Origin of the sequence: Geotalea uraniireducens, from assembly GCF_027943965.1 — a bacterium.
In the GTDB taxonomy this organism is placed as follows: Bacteria; Desulfobacterota; Desulfuromonadia; order Geobacterales; family Geobacteraceae; genus Geobacter; species Geobacter uraniireducens.
Window position 1 is genome coordinate 692574 of the sequence record NZ_AP027151.1, and the last position, 19093, is coordinate 711666.

16 protein-coding genes, 1 tRNA gene and 1 riboswitch are annotated in these 19093 nt (G+C 61.9%); of the genes, 12 read left to right on the forward strand and 5 right to left on the reverse strand.

Annotated elements, in window-relative coordinates:
- Positions 1-35 precede the first annotated feature (35 nt).
- Both QMN23_RS03305 and QMN23_RS03310 read right to left on the reverse strand, forming a co-directional pair.
- The gene (locus tag QMN23_RS03305) at positions 36-959 is read right to left on the reverse strand and encodes a hypothetical protein (RefSeq protein WP_282001755.1); all 924 of its coding nucleotides are present in this window, start codon (positions 957-959) and stop codon (positions 36-38) included.
- A 110-nt stretch (positions 960-1069) separates the two neighbouring features.
- Positions 1070-1606, reverse strand: coding sequence for a YkgJ family cysteine cluster protein (locus QMN23_RS03310; protein ID WP_282003798.1), 537 nt, complete (start codon positions 1604-1606; stop codon positions 1070-1072).
- 140 nt (positions 1607-1746) lie between these two features.
- On the opposite strand from QMN23_RS03310, the gene QMN23_RS03315 reads away from it, so the two are divergent.
- Both QMN23_RS03315 and QMN23_RS03320 read left to right on the forward strand, forming a co-directional pair.
- Positions 1747-2628: a DUF362 domain-containing protein gene (locus tag QMN23_RS03315; RefSeq protein WP_282001756.1), complete on the forward strand. Its 882-nt coding sequence runs from the start codon at positions 1747-1749 to the stop codon at positions 2626-2628.
- 13 nt (positions 2629-2641) lie between these two features.
- A complete protein-coding gene (locus QMN23_RS03320) occupies positions 2642-4207 on the forward strand; it encodes a 4Fe-4S binding protein (protein ID WP_282001757.1) in 1566 nt (521 codons plus the stop codon).
- A 65-nt stretch (positions 4208-4272) separates the two neighbouring features.
- Here the strand turns inward: QMN23_RS03320 and QMN23_RS03325 are convergent.
- From QMN23_RS03325 to thiD, 3 genes are all read right to left on the reverse strand, one after another.
- Positions 4273-4348 (reverse strand) — tRNA-Thr (locus tag QMN23_RS03325).
- Positions 4349-4436: 88 nt separating this feature from the next.
- Entirely contained in the window at positions 4437-5738 is a 1302-nt protein-coding gene (gene thiC / locus QMN23_RS03330) for a phosphomethylpyrimidine synthase ThiC (RefSeq protein ID WP_282001758.1), read from the reverse strand.
- A 36-nt stretch (positions 5739-5774) separates the two neighbouring features.
- Entirely contained in the window at positions 5775-7238 is a 1464-nt protein-coding gene (gene thiD, locus QMN23_RS03335; RefSeq protein ID WP_282001759.1) for a bifunctional hydroxymethylpyrimidine kinase/phosphomethylpyrimidine kinase, read from the reverse strand.
- A gap of 70 nt (positions 7239-7308) precedes the next feature.
- Positions 7309-7410: riboswitch (TPP riboswitch) on the reverse strand.
- A 162-nt stretch (positions 7411-7572) separates the two neighbouring features.
- On the opposite strand from thiD, the gene alr reads away from it, so the two are divergent.
- From alr to QMN23_RS03385, 10 genes are all read left to right on the forward strand, one after another.
- Positions 7573-8712, forward strand: a complete 1140-nt coding sequence (gene alr / locus QMN23_RS03340) for an alanine racemase (protein ID WP_282003800.1) — start codon at positions 7573-7575, stop codon at positions 8710-8712.
- A 63-nt stretch (positions 8713-8775) separates the two neighbouring features.
- Positions 8776-9819 (forward strand): selenide, water dikinase SelD, encoded by a 1044-nt coding sequence (gene selD, locus QMN23_RS03345; RefSeq protein ID WP_282001760.1) that lies wholly within the window; start codon positions 8776-8778, stop codon positions 9817-9819.
- Positions 9806-11077, forward strand: coding sequence for an ASKHA domain-containing protein (locus QMN23_RS03350; RefSeq protein WP_282001761.1), 1272 nt, complete (start codon positions 9806-9808; stop codon positions 11075-11077). The genes selD and QMN23_RS03350 overlap by 14 nt, the downstream gene beginning before the upstream one ends.
- 148 nt (positions 11078-11225) lie before the next feature.
- On the forward strand, positions 11226-12791 hold the full coding sequence (gene purH, locus QMN23_RS03355; protein WP_282001762.1) for a bifunctional phosphoribosylaminoimidazolecarboxamide formyltransferase/IMP cyclohydrolase: 1566 nt from the start codon (positions 11226-11228) through the stop codon (positions 12789-12791).
- 484 nt (positions 12792-13275) lie between these two features.
- The gene (purD, locus tag QMN23_RS03360) at positions 13276-14550 is read left to right on the forward strand and encodes a phosphoribosylamine--glycine ligase (protein WP_282001763.1); all 1275 of its coding nucleotides are present in this window, start codon (positions 13276-13278) and stop codon (positions 14548-14550) included.
- 61 nt (positions 14551-14611) lie between these two features.
- Complete coding sequence (gene purE / locus QMN23_RS03365) at positions 14612-15121, forward strand: 5-(carboxyamino)imidazole ribonucleotide mutase (RefSeq protein ID WP_282001764.1); 510 nt, start codon at positions 14612-14614, stop codon at positions 15119-15121.
- 131 nt (positions 15122-15252) lie between these two features.
- On the forward strand, positions 15253-15525 hold the full coding sequence (locus tag QMN23_RS03370) for a cytochrome c7 (RefSeq protein WP_282001765.1): 273 nt from the start codon (positions 15253-15255) through the stop codon (positions 15523-15525).
- Positions 15526-15710: 185 nt separating this feature from the next.
- A complete protein-coding gene (gene resB / locus QMN23_RS03375; protein ID WP_282001766.1) occupies positions 15711-17063 on the forward strand; it encodes a cytochrome c biogenesis protein ResB in 1353 nt (450 codons plus the stop codon).
- Between the two features lie 19 nt (positions 17064-17082).
- Complete coding sequence (ccsB, locus tag QMN23_RS03380) at positions 17083-17937, forward strand: c-type cytochrome biogenesis protein CcsB (RefSeq protein ID WP_282001767.1); 855 nt, start codon at positions 17083-17085, stop codon at positions 17935-17937.
- Positions 17938-18072: 135 nt separating this feature from the next.
- On the forward strand, positions 18073-19086 hold the full coding sequence (locus QMN23_RS03385; RefSeq protein ID WP_282001768.1) for a cytochrome c3 family protein: 1014 nt from the start codon (positions 18073-18075) through the stop codon (positions 19084-19086).
- Positions 19087-19093: the final 7 nt, after the last annotated feature.

Genomic DNA, 19093 nt, shown 5'->3' on the forward strand with positions numbered 1-19093 from the left:
CGCGCGGTTCGCAACGGACTGGGGAAGGCGCCGCGCTAGTTTTCTGCCACTTCGATCTCGACGTAGGGGGCGAGGTTCGGGTCGCCGGCCTGCTTGAGAGTCACTTCCGTATAGTGCAGCTTCTTTTGCGCATAGGTGTAGCCGGCAACGACGATGATCCGGGCCGAGGTCCTGATGCCGAACAGTTCCACCGGGGCCGGCGGCGAGGTGGGTTCGCCGGTCACGATGACCGTCTTGTGGACCTCTTTGAGTTTACCTTCGAAAAAGTTTTCAACGTCCGCCAGCTTTCCCTTTACGGCATAGCAAACCGTTTTTGCCAGGCCGTCGTCCTGGCGGACCAGGTAGACCCGCGAGCCGGGATAACGACCGGTTTTCGGTTCCGGCGCCATCGGTTCGGTTGCCGGAATCAGCCGCAGTTTCTTCCAGGTTTTGCCAAAATCGCCGCGAAGCGGGATGGAAAGCCGATCGGCGGTTATCGTCATCGGCATCAGCGGCCGATCCCCGTGTGCGGTCTGGGCAATTCCCTCGGAAATTTCAATGGTGTCGGGTTCGGCGGCGTATTTCCGGGTCACCGTTATGCTGGCATCGAACGCGGGTCGGTCCCACGAGAAGTCGCCAAAGTAGGCGGCGCCGAAGATGTTAATGCCGCGTGATAGCAGCGTTTCGTTGTATTTTCGCACCATCCGGCCGGTAAAATTCCGGTCGGCGGTGATCGTCAACATTTTCCGCCCGGCCGGACCGGGGCTCAGCTTGATCTCCTGTGAAGCGAAGGACGGGGCAAAGGAGTCCACCAGTTCCCGCTCGTCTTGCGGAGCTTCGCTTGCTTCTACCACCAGGTAATCCTTGCCGGTGGCCGGTTGCTTGTCCTGGCAGAATGCGGCCACGGGGAAAACCGTGAGGCTGCCGACTATGAGAATGGCGATTCGCACCGCGTTCCCAACAAGTAAACGGCTCAACACAGATGATCTCCTTTCGCTTTGGCAGGTTAGAATCTGGTTAGGGGTCGCTAATATTGCATGTCCCGAGAAAAAAATCCAGTCATTTCGTGGCGAAAGCGATAAAATACCGGTTACTTGTCCCGCAGCGCTTCGGCAATTGAGAGCCGTTCGGGATAATGAATTCCTTCCGCCAGCGAGTCGGCAATGAAGAGCGCATTGATGGCGGTCAGCGTTTCGTTGAGCCGGTCAAGGTCAAGGACGGCGCTCCCGGGGAGGGTGGCAATCCCCCGGAAATTCTCCGGGCAGAAGTCGACCGAAGATTTTCCGCCATGCCTGGTAAGCAGCGGCAACCCGTGAGTCCGGCAGATCAGCGGCCGGGCGGGGTAGAGAAGGCATATGCCATCTTTCAGCAGAGGGCAAGTATCGTTATCGGCCTGCTGAACCCTGGCGCGGATCTGTTCGGCTTCGGCGGCCGGCAGCCGGGCGAGGGCGGTTGCCATGGCCAGTGCCTCGACCGGAAAGATTGAGATGTGTCGGCAACAGGCGGCGCACCCTCGTCGGCATCTGATTTCGCTTCGGAAACAATTGGTGGTTCGTTGGCAAAGATTATCGACTTTGGTGATTAATGCCTGATAATTGCTGAGTTTATCGGGGTTGGGGCCTGCCATGAGGAGCAAAGGATACTCTGTTTACACTCTTTCCGTCAAGAAGATAACCTTTGCTCCGCCGGCCGGTTCAAGGAGACGGTGACGCATGACGAAAACCTCGCGCCGGGATGTGCCGCCCGGGAGGTAAAGGGGGAGGGCGTATGGATCGACGGTCGTTTCTCAAGGGGATTGGCGTGGCGTCGCTTCTGGCGGAAGGGTTGGTCCGCCGGCTGTTTGCCAGGGAAATTCCGGTCGTGGCGGTCAGCCGGGACAAGGATTACCGGCGGGCGGCGGTTCGGGCGGTGGATCTGCTGGGGGGGATGAAGCGTTTCGTCAAGCCGGGGGACGTGGTGGTGATCAAGCCCAACATGGGGTGGGACCGGACTCCCGCCCAGGCGGCCAATACCCACCCGCTGGTGGTCCGGGGGCTGGCTGAGGAAGCCCTGCGGGTCGGTGCCAAGAAGGTTAAGGTGTTCGACCGGACCTGCAATGACGAACGGCGCTGCTACGTCCAGAGCGGCATTGCTGCGGCGCTCAGCGGGCTCGACCGGGTGGAGCTGAAGTTCATCGAAAACGAGCGCTTCCACCCAGTGGCGATCAAGGGCGGGACTTTGAAGAGTTGGGAGCTGTACGGCGAAGCGCTGAGCGCAGATGTCTTCATCAACGTACCGGTGGCCAAGCACCACGGGCTGACCCGGCTGAGCCTCGGCCTGAAAAACGTCATGGGGGTCATGGGGGGGAACCGGGGGAGCATCCACCGGCATATCGGCCCCGCCCTGGCCGATATCAACAGCGTTCTCAAGAGCCACCTGACGGTGATCGACGCGACCCGCGTCCTGACTGCCCACGGTCCCCAGGGCGGTGACCCGGCCGATGTCAAGGTGCTCGATACCGTCGTTGCCTCCGCCGACATCGTTGCCGCCGACGCCTATGCAACGACCCTCTTCGGCCTGAAACCGGAAGAGATCGAGGTGACGGTTGCCGCCTACCGGCGCGGACTGGGCGAGATGAACCTGCGGCGGGTCCGGGTCGTCAGGGGCTAACCGGGGGACGGCCATGAAAAAAATCTCGCCGGCTCGCCTCAGCCAGCTCCTTTTCCTGCTCCTCTTCCTGGTGCTCTTCGTGCAGACCGAATACCGGGGGAGCGATCAGCTGGCGGCGGCGGTCAACAGTTTTTTCCGGGCCGACCCGCTGGTGGCGGTGACAGTGTTGCTGGCCGAGAAGACCATGGTCTGGCTGGTGCTGCCCGGGCTCCTGCTCTTGGGGCTGTCGCTGGTCCTGGGGCGCTTTTTCTGCGGCTGGGTCTGCCCGCTCGGCACCATCCTCGATCTCGTCACCCCGCGAATCCGCAAACGGGGGGCGCTGCCGCTCCTCAAGGGGAACCTGAAATACTGGCTGCTGTTGCCACTGCTCGGCGCCGCGCTGTTCGACGTCAATCTGGCCGGGTTGCTCGACCCTCTTGCGCTGCTTGTCCGGGGGCTGACCTTCTTTTTCTACCCGCTGTTCGGCGACTCGGCCCGTCAGGTGTGGGTCGGCCTGTACCGGCTGCTGGGCGACAACCGGGACTACCTGGCCCCCGGTTATGCGCTACTCCGCGATCACCTGCTCCCCTTCCGCGAAACCTTTTACCCCCTGGCGCTGCTCTCGACGCTCCTGCTCGTGCTGATCATCGTTCTCGAACGGTATGAGAGCCGTAACTGGTGTCGGAATCTCTGCCCGCTCGGCACGCTGCTCGGGATTGCCGCCCGGTTTTCCCCGCTCGTTCGCCGCCCTGCCGGTCTCTGTGCCGACTGCGGCGCCTGTCGTCAACTTTGCCCGACCACCTTTGATCAGGAACTCCTCCAGCGGGAAGAGTGCATCCTCTGTCTGGAGTGTCAGCGGCGCTGCCCGGCCCAGCGGGTCACCTTCGGCTTCGGCCGGCGGCCGGCCGGCGAACCGGTGTTCCTGCAGCGCCGGGTTCTGCTGGGGGGGCTCGTTTCCGGCTTTTTTCTGGCCCGGGTTTTCCGCTTCCGCTCGCCGGCAGCCCAGGCGCGGCTGCTCCGGCCGCCGGGGGTTACCGACGAACAGCGGTTTCTCCAGAGCTGCGTCCGTTGTGGCGAGTGCATGAAGGTCTGTCTGAAGAGCGCCCTCTATCCGGCGATCTTCGAGTCCGGGGCGGAGGGCCTCTACACTCCGCACCTGATCCCGCGGCTCGGTTACTGTGAATATAACTGCACCCTCTGCGGCCAGGTCTGTCCCACCGGCGCCATTCCCGCCCTGCCGGTGGAGGAAAAACGCCGCCAGGTGATCGGCAAGGCAGTCTTCGACAAGAACCAGTGCCTCCCCTTCGCCAAAAAGACCAACTGCATCGTCTGCGAAGAGCACTGCCCGATCCCGCAAAAGGCGATCCGCTCCCGTACGGTGGCTGAAACGACCGACGACGGTCGTTCCGTCAGGCTGCAGGTGCCGTATGTTGTGACGGAATTGTGCAACGGTTGCGGGATTTGCGAAAATGTCTGTCCGTTGGAGGGAAAAGCCGGCATCGAGGTCTTTGCGGTGAACGACCGCTCGCCGCTGCCGGCGGGCGGAGAACCACCGCCGGGGGGCGGCGAAGAGGGCGATCCGTACGGCGGCGCCGGCTAGCGGCGTTGCCCCTGCCGGAAAAAATAAAGGCCCACGGGGAGAAACCGTGGGCCTGATCAATTTCCTGGAGCCACCTGCCGGAATCGAACCGGCGACCTATTGATTACGAATCAATTGCTCTACCATCTGAGCTAAGGTGGCGTGCCGCATTGCACTGCGGATTTTTACTGTAAATCGTCGCGGAAGTCAACCGATTTCATCGGTGGCGACGGCGACCGGCGGCTTGTTGCTACCGTTGCGCCGCCTGTTTCTCCATGGCGTCGTCCATTACTTTGTAAGCGCAGAATTCGCCGCACATGGTGCAGGCGCCGTGATCGGCAACCCCCGATTCGCTCCGCAGCCGCCGGGCCTTCTCCGGATCGAGTGCCTGGCCGAACTGACCTTCCCAGTCGAGTTTTTTCCGGCACTTGGCCATGACGATGTCCTTGTCCATGGCCCCTTTCACCCCCTTGGCGATGTCGGCGGCGTGGGCGGCGATTTTCGAGGCGATCACCCCTTCCCGGACGTCCTCGATGGTCGGCAGCCGGAGGTGTTCGCTCGGGGTGACGTAGCAGAGAAAGTCGGCGCCGGCCGCGGCGGCGATGGCCCCGCCGATGGCGCAGGTGATATGGTCGTAGCCGGGGGCAATGTCAGTGACCAGCGGGCCGAGAACGTAGAAAGGGGCACCATGGCAGAGCCGTTTCTGGAGGAGGATGTTGGCCTCGATCTGGTTGAGCGGCACGTGCCCCGGCCCCTCGATCATCACCTGGACGCCGGCCGCCTGAGCCCGCTGGGTCAGCTCGCCGAGGATGATCAACTCGTGGATCTGCGCCCGGTCGGTGGCGTCGGCCAGACAGCCGGGCCGGAAGCCGTCCCCCAGCGAGAGGGTCATGTCGTATGCCCGGGTGATCTCCAGCAGGCGGTCGAAGTGTTCGAAAAGCGGGTTCTCCTGCTGGTTGTAGGTCATCCACTCGACGGTGAAGGCCCCGCCGCGGGAGACGACATCCATGATCCGCCCCTCGTTCTTCATCCGTTCCACGGTGCTCCGGGTCACGCCGCAATGGACAGTGATGAAATCGACGCCGTCCTCGGCATGTTTGATGATCCCCTCGAAAATGTCGTCGACGGTCATGTCGACAATCGCCTTGTTTTTGGTCCGAACGGCATCGAGAGCTGCCTGATAGAGCGGTACCGAGCCGATGCAGGCGGTGGTTTCGGCGATGATTGCCCGGCGGATCTCGTCGACGGGACCGCCGGTGGAGAGATCCATGATGGCATCGGCGCCGAATTTGACGGCGGTGCGGGCTTTCTCCAGTTCTTTGGTGATGTCGAGGTCGTCGGCGGAGGTGCCGATATTGGCGTTCACCTTGGTCCGGAGCCCGGTGCCGACCGCCAGGGGCCGGCCGTTGCCGTGCTTGATGTTATGGCAGATGATGATCCGCCCGGCGGCGATGCCGGCGCGGATGAACTCGGGTTCCACTCCCTCGGCGAGGGCGGCCTCTTTCATCTTGTCGGTAATGATCCCCTTGCGGGCGTAGTCGAGCTGGGTCATGAAAAAACTCCTCTGTAGCGAATTGATGAATCGTGATCAGATTTCCCGGGCGGCGAGCAGGTGATTGACCGGCCCGTGGCCGCGACCGAGGGGTTGGCCGAGCTTGATGGCCGCGGTGACGAATGTCTTGGCCCGGCCGACGGCAACGCGCAACGGTTCGCCCTGGGCGAGGAAGGCGGCGATGGCCGAAGCGTAGGTGCAGCCGGTGCCGTGGGTGTTCTTGCTCAGGATGCGCGGTGCGGCGAACCGCTGGAAGGCCGCGCCGTCGTAAAGGATGTCGACCGCATCGCCGGCCAGCAGGTGCCCTCCTTTGAGCAGGACATTTCTGGCCCCCAGCTGGTGCAGCCGCCGGGCGGCCTCCTGCATCTCCTCTTCGCCGGCGATGACCATGCCGGTGAGGCGCTCTGCCTCCGGGATATTCGGGGTCAGCAGGTAGGTTATCGGCAGCAACCGGTCCTTGAGCATGGCCACTGCCTCGCGGTCGATCAGTGCCGCGCCTCCCTTGGCGATCATCACCGGATCGACGACGACCAGCCGCTTGTGGTAGGCGGCGAGCTTGTCGGTGACCGTGGCGGTGATTCCGGCCGAAAAGAGCATCCCGGTCTTGACAACATCCACCGGGATGTCGGCCAGGACGGCATCAAGCTGGTCGGCGACGAACTCGGAGGGCACTCCGTGGATACCCGAGACGCCGCGGGTATTCTGGGCGGTCAGGGCGGTCAGTACCGACGAGCCGTAGCTGCCGAGCAGGGTAATGGTCTTGAGGTCGGCCTGGATGCCGGCGCCGCCTCCCGAATCGCTGCCGGCGACGGTCAGTACCCCCCCCCGTGGCAGCGGCGCACGGCGATTGAACAAGAGCGCCAGTTCGGCAGCGGCCAGCGCCGGCTCCGGGTGGGAGAGCACTGCCGAAATGACCGCCAGGGCGTCGGCGCCGGCATCGATCACTGCGGCGCCGTTGTCGACGGTAATGCCGCCGATGGCGACGATCGGGATCGAAATCTGGCTGCGGACTGCCGCCAGCAATTCCGGCCCGGCCAAGTGGGAGATCTCCTTGCTCCGGCTCGGATACATGGCGCCGAAACCGAGGTAGTCGGCCCCAGCGGCCTGGGCGGCCAGGGCCTCTTCCATGTTGTGGGTGGAGACGCCGATCAGTTTTCCCAGGCCGAGAATCCGCCGCGCCTCCCGCGGGTCGCCGTCTTCCTGTCCCAGGTGGAGACCGTCGGCATTGAGCCGCTTCGCCAGTTCCAGGTCGTCGTTGACGATGAACGGGACTCCCCGGTTGCGGCACAGTTCCCGCAGCTCCAGCCCGATGGCGAAGCGCACTTCCGGGTCACGGTCCTTGGTGCGGTACTGGACTATCCAGGCGCCGCCGTCGATAGCTGCCTCGACCCGACTGGCCAGGTTGTCACCGTCGTCGGTCACCAGGTAAAGCCCCCGGATTGCCGAATCCTGTTTTTCTCTGTTGACGATCAGTCGGAGTGTGTGGCCGTTACCGTTCATCGGTTCCTCTCCCGGATCGGGGCCCAAAAAAAAACCGCGACAGCGGTCACGGTTCCAGAAAGTTGATAGACGAAGATTCTGGCCGCTTCCCTACGCCGGTGCTAGCCGGATCAGGTTCAAAGGGTTTGGGCGCTGCCCATCTCAGTTCTGGCGAACTCCCCCAGCAGGCTTGTTGTGTAAACAAGGCTAAACGAAATTTCCCACTAAGTCAACGGGTTTTAAGCCTTCGGCAGCACAGGGTTTTCATCTTTACAGTGCCGGGGATAAGTGATAGTAATTGGCCAAGCGTGCCCTGCGCCCGCCACCTTTACCCGACGGAAAAATCAGGATCATGATGGACAGTCGTCCGACAATTGCCGAAATCGATCTCGCCGCATTACGTTACAACTTCAACCAGATCAGGCAAACCGTGCCCCGGAGCTGCGGTATTCTGGCCATCGTCAAGGCCGATGCTTATGGCCACGGCTTCATGGATATCGCCCGGGAGTTGGAGACGCTCGGCGTGACCGCCTTCGGCGTGGCGTTCCTCGCCGAGGGGATTCAGCTGCGCAAGAGCGGCATCGACCGGCCGGTGCTGATCCTGGGGGGGGTCTATCCCGGTCAGGAGAAGAAATGCGTCGGCTTCAACCTCTCTACGGCGCTCTTCAGTCTCGAGCAGGCGAAAATCCTGGACGAGACGGCGGCCCGCCTTTACCGCAAGGCCAAGGTCCATGTCAAGATCGATACCGGGATGGGGCGTCTCGGGATCAGCCACGAAGAAGCGGATGAATTCTTCCGCGCCCTGCGGGAATTGCACCATCTGGAGCTGGAAGGGATCATCTCCCACTTCGCTTCGGCGGATGAACTCGACGAGGAGGGGCGCCGCTACTCGGAGCGCCAAGCCGCCATCTTTGCCGAGACGGTCGGCATTGCGCGTTCCTATGGCCTGGAACCCCGTTATGTCCATATTGCCAACAGCGCGGCCGCCTTCGGCATGGAGCTGCCGTTCTGCAATCTGGTCCGGCCCGGCATCGTCCTCTACGGCGCCGTGCCATCGGGGGATTTTGCCGGAAAAATGGACCTGCAGCCGGTCATGCGCCTGAAAAGCCGGGTGGCAATGCTCAAATGGGTGACGCCGGGGACCAGTATCAGTTACGCCCGACGCTATACCGCGACGGAGCGGCGGCTGATCGCCAGCGTGCCGGTCGGCTACGCCGACGGCTACGGCCGGGCGCTGACCAACCGCGGCCAGGTGCTGGTGCGCGGGGAGCGGGCGCCGGTGGTCGGCACGATCTGCATGGACTGGTTCATGGCCGACGTGACCGGGATCGCCGACGTGGCGGTGGGGGACGAGGTTACCTTGCTCGGTTGCGATCGACAGGGCAACTGTATCCATGCCGAGGAACTGGCCATCTGGGCCGGCACCATCCCTTACGAGATTTTCTGCGGCATCAGCAAGCGGGTGCCGCGGGTCTACCTGAACGGTTCCCCCTGACGCCGCCGTGTTGCGGGCCGCGGCGGACTTTTCTCCGACGATATTTGCCCGCACGACGAACTCATGACTAAACAGAAGATCAAACTGACAAACATGGTGAAGGCTGCCGGCTGAGCGGCCAAGCTGGGCCCGGCGGGCCTGGAAGATGCGCTCAGGACGGTCGTGGGACGAAGTAGCGACCCCGACCTGGTGGTGGGACCGGAGACTGCCGACGACGCGGGGGTCTACCGGATCGGGGAGAGGCTCGCCCTGGTGGAGACGGTCGACATCGTCACCCCGCTGGTGGACGATCCCTTTACCTTCGGCCGGATAGCTGCGGCCAACGCCCTATCCGACGTTTTTGCCATGGGGGGACGGCCGGTGACCGCTCTCAATCTGGTCTTCTTTCCCGCGTGCACCCTTGGCGGTGAGGTGCTGGCCGAGATCCTGGCCGGTGGGCTCGACGCCATGCGGGAAGCGGGCGTCTGTCTGGTCGGGGGGCATACGGTGGAAGATGACGAGCTGAAGTATGGTCTGGCGGTCACCGGGCTGATCGACCCGGCCCGGGTGGTCCGGAATGCGACGGCCCGGCCCGGCGACCAGCTGATCCTGACCAAACCGCTCGGCACTGGGATCATCTCGACGGCGATCAAGGCCGACATGGCCTCTGCTGCCGCCGAGGCGGAGGCGATCCGCTGGATGACGACGCTCAACGCCGCTGCCGCCGGGCTGATGGTCGAATGCGGCGCCTCGGCCTGCACCGACGTGACCGGCTTCGGCCTGCTCGGCCATGCCAGCGAGATGGCCCGGGGGAGTGGCGTGACCGTGGAGTTCACGCTCGACGCAGTACCGCTCATGGGCGGGGTGGGGGAACTGGTGGCCGACGGACTGGTACCGGCCGGTTGTTACCGCAATCGCGACCACTACGCTCCGCTCGTCTCCCCATCAACCGGCGATGACGCGCGCTTCCTGCCACTGTTCGATCCGCAGACCTCCGGCGGATTGCTCATTGCCCTGCCGCCGGCGGCCACCGGCTGTTTCCATGCCGCTGCAGCCAAGCGGGGGATCTTTGCCGCGACGGTCGGGCAGGTCCTGCCCGCCGGGGAGCATCCCGTTGTCCTCGTCTGACCGCCTGGCGCTGGCCGTCGACCTTGGCACGACCACCATCGCCGCCTCACTCCTCGACTTGGCGACCGGCGACCGCCTGGCGACAGCCGGCAGCCTCAACCCGCAACGGGCGTACGGGGCAGATGTGGTTTCCCGGCTGGCCGCCGCCTGCCGATCAATCGAGGCGCGGCAGCAGATGTCCGAAGTGGTCCGGGGCGAGCTCCGGCGGTTGGCCACGGAACTGCTGACGGCGACGGGATACCCGCCGGAGGCGCTTGCCAGGATCGCCATTGCCGGCAATCCCGCCATGGAACATCTGCTGCTCGACCTGCCGGTCGAATCGCTGGCCTTTCCCCCCTACCGCCCGCTTTTTACGGCGGGACGCATCATGACTGCCCGCGAACTCGGCTGGAATCTGCCGGCGACGCTCTACCTTTTTCCGCTCCCCGGCGGCTTCGTCGGCGGCGATACCGTCGCCTTTCTCTACGATACTGCGGCACCGCTCCCTGCTGCCGGCTCCTCCCGCCTCTACCTGGATCTGGGAACTAACGGCGAAATCGTTCTCCAGGCGGGTGACATCCTCTTTGCCACCTCGGCGGCGGCCGGGCCGGCCTTCGAGGGGGGGAACCTGGCCTGCGGGATGCCGGCCCTCCCCGGCGCGATCAGCACCGTTGCCGCCACTGGCGGGCGACTGGCCCTGACGGTCATCGACGGCAAGCCGCCGCTCGGTATCTGTGGTTCCGGCGTTCTCGATACGATTGCCCTGCTGCTGGAAACGGGAATTGTCGACCGGACCGGCCGGCTGCTGCCGGCGGCGGAGATCGCCTCGCCGCTCGGTGACCGGGTGCGGGAGGTCGCCGGCCAGCCGGCGTTTGTCCTGCACCGCGACGCTTTGCACACCGTCTACCTGAGTCAGGAGGATATCCGCCAGGTGCAGCTGGCGAAAGGGGCGATCCGGGCGGGAATCGAGGTACTCTGCGGCCGGGCCGGCATCGACAGTGCCACAATTGCCGAGGTCGTCCTGACCGGTTCCTTCGGCGTCGTCCTGGCGCCGCGAAGCCTAAAAAATATTGGAATTTTCACGGAAATGATGGTACATACTACCCGGTTCGTCCGCGAGGGAGCACTCCGCGGTGTGGAGCGGACCCTGCTGGAAGGAGCGGGGGAGGCGGCAGTGGAGACCCTTGCCGGTTCCTTCCGGGTTATTCCGCTCTCCGGCACTCCTGCCTTCGAGAAAAGCTTTCTGGAGCACATCAACTTTCCTGATATCGAACGCTGATTTTTTGCCACCGAGGTGTAATGGCAGAGGAAATACCGGGCGGCAGCCCCGCCCGGCGGTACCTTTGAAGGTGGCCGGGGATTTCCGCTGTCGTTGCGGCAGCGGCCGCCGACTTCGTGGCTATATCGTCTTAAAAGGAGCACACATCATGGCTAAGATCACCCGCGCACTCATCAGTCTCTCCGACAAGACCGGCATCGTCGAATTCGCCAGGGAACTGGCCGGTTACGGCGTCGAAATCCTTTCTACCGGCGGTACCGCCAAGCTGCTCCGCGATTCCGGGCTGGCAGTCAAGGACGTTTCCGAGTTCACCGGCTTCCCGGAGATGCTCGACGGCCGGGTCAAGACCCTCCATCCCAAGGTGCACGGCGGGCTTCTCGGCATGCGCGGCAACCCCGAACATGTGGCGACGATGAAGCAGCACGGCATTGAGCCGATCGACATGGTGGTAGTGAACCTCTACCCCTTCGAGGCGACGGTAGCCAATCCCGCCTGCACCCTGGCGGACGCCATCGAGAATATCGATATCGGCGGCCCGACCATGCTTCGCTCGGCGGCCAAGAACAACGCCGACGTGACCGTGCTCGTCGATCCTGCCGACTACCGGCCGATCCTTGACGAAATGAAGGCGAACGGCGGCGCGGTTTCCCGCGAGAGCAACTTTCGGCTGGCAGTGAAAGTTTACCAGCACACCGCCGCCTACGACGGGGCGATCTCCAACTGGCTCGGCGCCCGGCTGGGCGACGAAGTGGCCGCCTATCCCGATACGATCACGCTGCAGTTCAAGAAGGCCCAGGAGATGCGCTACGGCGAGAATCCCCACCAGGGCGCCGCGTTTTATGTCGAGCGGAAGGTTGAGGAAGCATCGGTTTCCACTGCCCGCCAGTTGCAGGGGAAAGAACTTTCCTATAACAACATCGGCGATACCGACGCCGCGCTCGAATGCGTCAAACAGTTCACCGAAGGGCCGGCCTGCGTCATCGTCAAGCACGCCAATCCCTGTGGTGTGGCGATTGGCGCCTCGCTGCTCGAAGCCTATGACCGGGCCTACCAGACCGATCCCGAGTCGGCGTTCGGCGGGATTATCGCCTGCAACCGGGAACTTGACGAAGCGACGGCCCGGGCGATTGTCGACCGGCAGTTCGTCGAGGTGATCATCGCCCCGAAGGTCGCTCCGGCGGCGGTGGAAGTGGTGGCGGCGAAGAAGAACGTCCGGCTGCTGGAGTGCGGCGAATGGCCGGCGACGCCGCTGGCGCGCCTCGATCTCAAGCGGGTCAATGGCGGCCTGCTCGTCCAGGATGCTGACCTGGAGCTCTACAGCGAACTGAAGGTGGTCAGCAAGCGGCAGCCCACCGAGCAGGAGATGAAAGACCTGCTCTTCACCTGGCGGGTGGCCAAGTTCGTCAAGTCCAACGCCATCGTCTACGGCAAGGAGAATATGACCATCGGCGTCGGCGCCGGCCAGATGAGCCGGGTCAACTCGGCACGGATCGCCGCGATCAAGGCGGAGCACGCCGGCCTTGAAGTCAAGGGGGCGGTGATGGCTTCCGACGCTTTCTTCCCGTTCCGGGACGGCATCGACAATGCCGCGGCTGCCGGGATCACCGCGGTGATCCAGCCGGGAGGGAGCATGCGCGACGCGGAGGTGATTGCCGCCGCCGATGAGCACGGCATGGCCATGGTCTTCACGGCGATGCGCCATTTTCGGCACTGAGTAAGCGGTTCCACTGGCTGGGCGGCGGTGCCGGGGACGGGTTGTCCCCGGTTCCGCCGACTCCGGCTGCTGCCGGGGCCGATCTTTGCGGGCCATGTCAGCAATTTCGGTCATAGGTTCCCTGCCAAAAAGCGGGACAACGGCAGGTACGTATAGACCAATGTGATGACCGGGTGCCGAGCGGTGGCGGCGCGCAAGAAGCGTCCAGTGTCTCGTCTCGGCACTGACGCATCATGACAGATTCTTTTACTGGCGGCCGATCATGCGTTATGACGGTACGGCCGGCCGGGTTCACCCACCCCACCAACGGGCTGATCATCCCTGCGCTAACTGCCGGAGGGGGTCAAGCCCTGCCGTCGCCGGCATGCCTCTCGACCTGCTCAACCCAGGTCCGCCGTCAATTAGTTCTTACCCCGGCCGGGATGTGCGCTTTATCGGAATCCCATCGATTGCTGCGGCACTATGCCGCCGAAAGGAGCAGATAATGAAGGTTCTCGTTATTGGGGGCGGTGGCCGGGAACATGCCCTGGTCTGGAAGATCGCCCAATCTCCCCTGGTGACCCGTGTTTACTGCGCACCGGGCAATCCCGGCATCGGTGAGATTGCCGAAAATGTTCCCCTGGCGGTCGATGACCTGGTCGGCCTGCTCGACTTTGCCCGCACTCACGATATCGATTTGACCGTGGTCGGTCCCGAACTCCCTCTTTCCCTGGGGATCGTCGACCTGTTCGAAGAGTACGGCCTGACCATCTTTGGTGCCCGGCGCAACGCGGCAATCATCGAAGCCAGCAAGGCATTCTCCAAGGACCTGATGAAAAAATACCAGGTGCCGACCGCCGCCTATGGGGTGTTCGAGGAGGTTGCACCAGCAGTGGCCTTTATCGACCAGGTCGGGGTGCCGATCGTCATCAAGGCGGACGGCTTGGCTGCGGGAAAAGGGGTTATCATTGCCCAGAGTCGCGAGGAGGCGGTGGCGACGGTGCAGGATATGCTCACCGGTAACGCCTTCGGCTCGGCGGGCTCCCGGGTGGTCATCGAAGAATTCCTGGTGGGTGAAGAGGCTTCGTTCCTCGCTTTTACCGATGGCAAGGCCATTATCCCTCTGGCCAGCGCCCAGGACCACAAGGCCGTTTTTGACGGCGACAAGGGCCCGAATACCGGCGGAATGGGCGCCTATTCGCCGGCTCCGGTCGTTACCCAGGCCATTCACGACAAGGTGATGGTCGAGGTGATGCGGCGGACTGTCGACGGTATGGCGGCTGAAGGGCGTCCTTATCGCGGTGTTCTTTATGCCGGTCTGATGATCAACGGCGACGAGGTGAAGGTACTCGAATTCAACGCCCGTTTCGGCGATCCCGAGTGCCAGCCGCTGTTGATGCGGTTGAAGTCGGATATCGTGCCGGTGTTGCTGTCGGTGGCGAAGGGCGATCTTGGCGGTATAGCCCTCGAATGGCACGACAAGGCTGCGGTCTGCGTGGTGATGGCTGCTGGCGGCTATCCTGCCGACTATCGTAAAGGCGACCCGATCCGCGGCCTTGACGAAGCGGCGGCGCTGGAGGAACTCTTTGTTTTCCATGCCGGTACCACGCGGCGGGACGGCGAGGTGGTGACTGCCGGTGGTCGGGTGCTGGGAGTGACGGCGCTCGGAAGGACGGTTCGCGAGGCGATCGATCGAGCCTACCAGGGGGTTGGGGCCATTGACTGGGAAGGGGTTCACTACCGGAAAGATATCGGCGCTAAGGCGCTGGCAAAGAGCTGAGGCAAATTCGTCTTGTCACGGTCGCCGGGCGGCCGACAGTTTTTCGTGTGGAGGATGAACGATGAACGAACCGCAGGTACTGATCGTCATGGGGAGCGATTCCGACGTAGCGATTATGGAGGAGGCGGCAAAGATTCTGGATAATTTCGGGATCCGTTGGGAAATGCGGATCGCTTCGGCCCACCGCTCGCCGAAAAAAGCGGCGGCGCTGGCGAGTGGCGCCGCGGAACGGGGGATACGGGTGATCATTGCCGGCGCCGGCATGGCGGCTCATCTGGCCGGGGTGATTGCCGCCGAGACCGTGTTGCCGGTTATCGCCGTGCCGATTCCCGGTGGCGCGCTGAATGGTCTCGACGCCCTCTATGCGATGGTTCAGATGCCGGGCGGTATCCCGGTTGCCACTATGGCCATCGGGAAGGCCGGGGCAAAGAATGCCGGCCTGCTGGCGGTGCAGATGCTGGCGCTCGGCAACCTGGAGCTGGCCGCCTCACTACTGCGTTACAAGGAAACCATGGCCGACGAGGTCGAGCAGAAAGATCGGGCACTTCAGGTGCGTTTGCAGGACAAATAGCCTGCGAGCGCCGGCCCGGCCGTGATCTGTCCCCTTGCGCCGGGCAGCTTTTTGCTTGACAAACGGAAGCGCTGCTGTATAAGTTTCTGACGGATTTTCCACCAATTTCTCTGAAGGGGGTAAACAAGCCGATGAAAAAAGTTATTGCTGCTCTCGCACTGTCCGTCTTCTGCTCCAGCATGGCTCTGGCTGCGGATGTGATTACGTTTCCTGCCAAAAACGGAAACGTAGCGTTCCCGCACAAGATGCACCAGGAAGCGCTGAAAGACTGCAAGAAATGCCATGAGAAGGGTCCCGGCAAAATTGAAGGGTTTGGCAAGGACTATGCGCACAAAACCTGCAAAGGCTGCCATGCCGAAATGAAAAAAGGGCCGACCAAGTGCGGTGAGTGCCACAAGAAGTAGTTGCTCGATTACATCGAGTGGCTGTGAAAGGGATAGCGGGGAATCCGTTATCCCTTTTCTTGACTCAACTGCAGGATTAAAAAAATTAAATGTTTGTTTTTTATCGAGAAATTTGGTTATAATACGACAGTCCGACAGGACTTTTTTTTTAGCTGAAAATCCATTAGACGACCGGGAGAGATACGTTGGCAACGAGCAATCGAGGTTTCTTGCAGGCACTATGGGATTTTTTCTGTTCTCTGAAACTCGCCATTTCGCTCCTGATCCTGCTGGCGGCGACATCGATCATCGGGACCATCATTCCGCAGGGGCCGCCTCCCCCCGAATACCTGCAGACCATCAGTGAAGCAAAACAGAAGCTGTATCAGACGCTGGGCTTCTTCGATATGTACCACTCATGGTGGTTCATCCTTCTGCTTTATCTTTTCACCGTCAATATCGTCGCCTGTTCGATAAAGCGGTTGCCGCGGGTCTGGAAAATGATCTCCGAGCCAACCCTGGTAATGGACGACGGTTTCCAGAGATCGCTTTCCCTGACCCACGATTTCAAGATGCAGGGTGACGTGGCGACGCTCCGGGACAAGATGACCGCCTTCCTGAAAGGCGAATTCGCCGCGCCCGTGATAACGGAGCGCGACGGGGAGTTTCACCTCTTTGCCCAGAAATCGCCCTATAGCCGGCTGGGAGTTTATGTAGTGCACCTGAGTATCATCGTCATTTTTATCGGTGCGCTGCTCGGCTCGTTCCTCGGCTACAAGGGGTACGTCAATATCGTTGAGGGGACCGGCACCTCGACCATCTATTCCCGTTCCGGCCAGCCCATCGACCTCGGCTTCACCGTCCGTTGCGACAAGTTTTCCGTCTCGTTCTATGACACCGGTGCGCCGAAAGAGTTTAAAAGCATTCTCTCCGTCATTGACGGCGGGAAGGTGGTGATCGACAAACGTCCGGTGATCGTCAACGATCCCCTCACCTATAAAGGCATCACGTTCTATCAGTCGAGCTATGGCCCGGCCGGCGAGGGGGGGTTATACCACTTCACCGTCCGCGAACGGAACGGCGGTTCTCCCGTCAAGGTTTCCCTGCAACAGGGGGAGCGCAAACCGTTGCCTGACGGCTCGACACTTCAGGTTCTCGAAGCCACCCAGGACGTGAGCCAGTTCATTCCCCAGTTCAGCGGACCGGCGGCCCGCATCGAGGTAACTCCCAAGGCGGGAGAGCCTAAGGCGTTCATCGTTTTTCAGAATTATCCGAATTTCGATGAGCAACGGGGGGGCAAACTGGTCTTCAACTACTTGGGGAGCGACGAGAAGATGTTTACCGGCCTTCAGGTGGCCAAGGACCCTGGCGTCTGGGTTGTCTGGGCGGGCTGCTTCCTGATGGTGGCCGGCTGCTGCATGGCGTTTTTCATGTCGCACAAACGGCTCTGGGTGCGGGTGCGAAACGGTCATGTGACCATGGGGGGCACGGCCAGCAAGAATCCGGCCGGCTTCCAAATCCTGTTTGACGAACTTGTCGACAAGCTGAAAAAACTGTAGACGGCGGAGGATCTTAGTTATGACCAGTTCCATGCTGTTCAATATTGCAACCTTCTCGTATCTCATTTCCATGCTTGCATTTTTTGCCTTTTTGGCAACCAAGAAAAAGGAGGTCGGGCTTGCCGGCAGTCTGATCGCCTACCTGGGCTTTATCGTCCATACGGCGGCGATCGCCCTACGCTGGAAGGAGTCGTACGATCTCGGCCACGGCCACGCTCCCTTGTCGAATCTCTATGAGTCGGTGGTCTTTTTCGCCTGGACCATCATTCTTATCTTCGGGATTCTCGATCTCAAGTACAAGTATCGGGTTGTGGGGGCTTTCGTTATTCCGTTCGCCCTGTTCGGCATGGCCTGGGCCCAACTCAGTCTCGGCAGCGGCATTGAACCGCTGGTTCCGGCGCTGCAGAGCAACTGGCTTCTCTATCACGTCATTACCTGCTTCCTCGGTTATGCGGCGTTTGCCGTCGCCTGCGGCCTGTCGATCATGTACCTTATCAAGGCCGGCAAGGAAGAGTCGCCGACGACTACCCAGGCTGGCGGCGTTATTGCCATGTTCCCGCCGGTCAAGGTCCTTGATGACCTCAACTACAAAGCGATCATGGTCGGCTTTCCCCTTCTGACGCTGGGGATCATCACCGGCGCCGCATGGGCGAACTACGCCTGGGGTACTTACTGGAGTTGGGACCCCAAGGAGACTTGGTCGCTGATCGTCTGGTTCATTTATGCGGCATTCCTCCACGCCCGCTTTACCCGTGGCTGGGTCGGCAAGAAAGCTGCTATCCTGTCGATCGTCGGTTTTGCGGCGACGATTTTCTGCTATCTCGGGGTGAACCTGATCCTCTCGGGTCTCCATAGCTATGGTGGCGGTAAATAGCTGCTTGGCGGCATAAACCTTGCTATGTGTGCTGGGAGGCGATTTGTCGCACACTAAATCAGCAGGTTCTCCCAGGGCCCTCCCGCAAAGCCGGTCATTTGGCGGACCGGTACGGCGGCGGGCCAACGCCAAGCTATGAAACAATTTCTGATCTACGGACTCTGTGGTCTTTTATTTCTCGCCTGGTTTCTGGCAAGCGGCACCGCTCGTGGGGCGGACCGCTTGCCAGGCCTTCCCGACGGCTGCGGGACCCGGTGCCACAAAAGCAAGGTGCGGGAGCAGTTTGTTCACGGCCCTGTTGCTACCGATGATTGCATTGCCTGCCATCGGCCGACCGGTAAACCGCATCCCGACGAGCAGGGAGCGTTCCGTCTCGTTGGCGAGCGAGAAAAGCTCTGCGCCGTCTGTCATGAAAGCAAGGCAACCAAAAAAGTAGTTCATCCTCCGGTGGCAGAAGGCGATTGCCTTGCCTGTCACGACGTCCATCAATCTCCCTATCCGATGCAACTCAAGGCTCCGGGGGCCGATCTCTGTTTCGGTTGTCATAATGCCAAGGACTTTTCCGCCAAGCATGGTCACGCGCCGGTGGCTGCCGGGCACTGTACCCGCTGTCACGATCCCCATCAATCCGACAATCCGGCACTGCTCAAGGCGCCTGGCGCCCAGCTCTGTTTCAGCTGCCACGACAAGGCCCTGACTGAAGGCGTTTCGGTCCACAAGCCGGTGGCGGAGGGACGGTGTACTGATTGTCATGCCCCCCACGGTTCGCCTTTTCCAAGTATGTTGAAAGGCGAGTATCCGGAAGAGTTTTACCTGCCCTACAAGCAGGCTAATTTCGAACTCTGTTTCCGCTGTCACACCAGAGAACTGGCGCAGGATCGGCGGACCGATACCCTGACCGGATTTCGCAATGGCGATTTCAACCTGCATTATGTGCACGTCAACCGGTCCGATAAGGGAAGGTCGTGCAAGACTTGCCACGATCCCCATGCGGCCGGCCAACTGCGGCTGATCAAAGAACGTATCCCCGGCTTTGGTTCGTGGGATATTCCGATCCATTACACCAAGACCGACACCGGCGGGACCTGCGTGGTGGGATGCCACAAGCCGAAAAGCTATGATCGGCTGCGCTTCGTAACCAATCCCTGACGGCGTG

What these genes read in the sequence shown, in the direction of transcription:
- QMN23_RS03310 (WP_282003798.1), bottom strand. Translation starts at nt 1,606, where the DNA reads ATGGCAGGCCCCAACCCCGATAAACTCAGCAATTATCAGGCATTAATC.
- QMN23_RS03315 (WP_282001756.1), top strand. Translation starts at nt 1,747, where the DNA reads ATGGATCGACGGTCGTTTCTCAAGGGGATTGGCGTGGCGTCGCTTCTG.
- QMN23_RS03320 (WP_282001757.1), top strand. Translation starts at nt 2,642, where the DNA reads ATGAAAAAAATCTCGCCGGCTCGCCTCAGCCAGCTCCTTTTCCTGCTC.
- thiC (WP_282001758.1), bottom strand. Translation starts at nt 5,738, where the DNA reads ATGACCCAGCTCGACTACGCCCGCAAGGGGATCATTACCGACAAGATG.
- thiD (WP_282001759.1), bottom strand. Translation starts at nt 7,238, where the DNA reads ATGAACGGTAACGGCCACACACTCCGACTGATCGTCAACAGAGAAAAA.
- alr (WP_282003800.1), top strand. Translation starts at nt 7,573, where the DNA reads ATGGACAGTCGTCCGACAATTGCCGAAATCGATCTCGCCGCATTACGT.
- purH (WP_282001762.1), top strand. Translation starts at nt 11,226, where the DNA reads ATGGCTAAGATCACCCGCGCACTCATCAGTCTCTCCGACAAGACCGGC.
- purD (WP_282001763.1), top strand. Translation starts at nt 13,276, where the DNA reads ATGAAGGTTCTCGTTATTGGGGGCGGTGGCCGGGAACATGCCCTGGTC.
- purE (WP_282001764.1), top strand. Translation starts at nt 14,612, where the DNA reads ATGAACGAACCGCAGGTACTGATCGTCATGGGGAGCGATTCCGACGTA.
- QMN23_RS03370 (WP_282001765.1), top strand. Translation starts at nt 15,253, where the DNA reads ATGAAAAAAGTTATTGCTGCTCTCGCACTGTCCGTCTTCTGCTCCAGC.
- ccsB (WP_282001767.1), top strand. Translation starts at nt 17,083, where the DNA reads ATGACCAGTTCCATGCTGTTCAATATTGCAACCTTCTCGTATCTCATT.
- QMN23_RS03385 (WP_282001768.1), top strand. Translation starts at nt 18,073, where the DNA reads ATGAAACAATTTCTGATCTACGGACTCTGTGGTCTTTTATTTCTCGCC.